Genomic DNA, 652 nt, shown 5'->3' with positions numbered 1-652 from the left:
GCGCTCCACGACGGTGGTGACATCCGCATCGCCAGCCGTGGCATTCCACTCGCCCACGATCGCACTCCGCTCAGCCTCGTCCAGGACCTCGACAGCACCCAGCCGCAACTCCGGATCGGTCGCGACCTGCTCCAGCACCCGCGCCAGCCGCTGCGCCAGCCGACGAACCGTCCCCTCGTCGAACAGATCCGCAGCGAACAGAATCCCGCCACGCAGCCCGTCCGGGTCGCCGTCGGCGGTACGGAACTCGTTCATCGCCACCGACAGGTCGAATCGCGCGGCCGGGTCGGACGCGGGCGGAACCTCTTCGACCGTCAGGCCTTCGAGGTCCCATTGGGCCTGGGGCACGTTCTGCAGCGCCAGCATCACCTGGAACAGCGGATTGCGGACGGCGGAGCGCGCCACGCCGAGCTCATCGACCAGCCGCTCGAACGGAACGTCCTGGTTCGCATACGCGGCCAGGTCGGTTTCGCGCACCCGCCGCAGCACCTCACGGAAGGTGGGGTCACCGGAGGCGTCGGAGCGCAGGACGAGAGTGTTGACGAAGAACCCGGCGAGTTCCTCCAGTTGCGCGTCGGACCGGCCGGCGACCGGTGTACCGACGCAGAGGTCCTCCCCCGCCCCCATCCGGGCGAGCAGCACCGCCAGCGCG

General features: G+C 70.1%; 1 protein-coding gene. It reads right to left on the bottom strand.

The window, feature by feature from the left end:
- Positions 1-642, bottom strand: a 642-nt coding sequence (locus LQ326_RS47385; protein ID WP_308402183.1) for a condensation domain-containing protein, incomplete at its 3' end; no start/stop codon positions are given.
- Between the last annotated feature and the right edge of the window lie 10 nt (positions 643-652).

The organism is Streptomyces shenzhenensis, from assembly GCF_021462265.1.
Taxonomy (GTDB): domain Bacteria; phylum Actinomycetota; class Actinomycetes; order Streptomycetales; family Streptomycetaceae; genus Streptomyces; species Streptomyces shenzhenensis.
The sequence above is the reverse complement of the archived record's forward strand: the minus strand, read 5'-3'. Positions and strand labels throughout refer to the sequence as shown.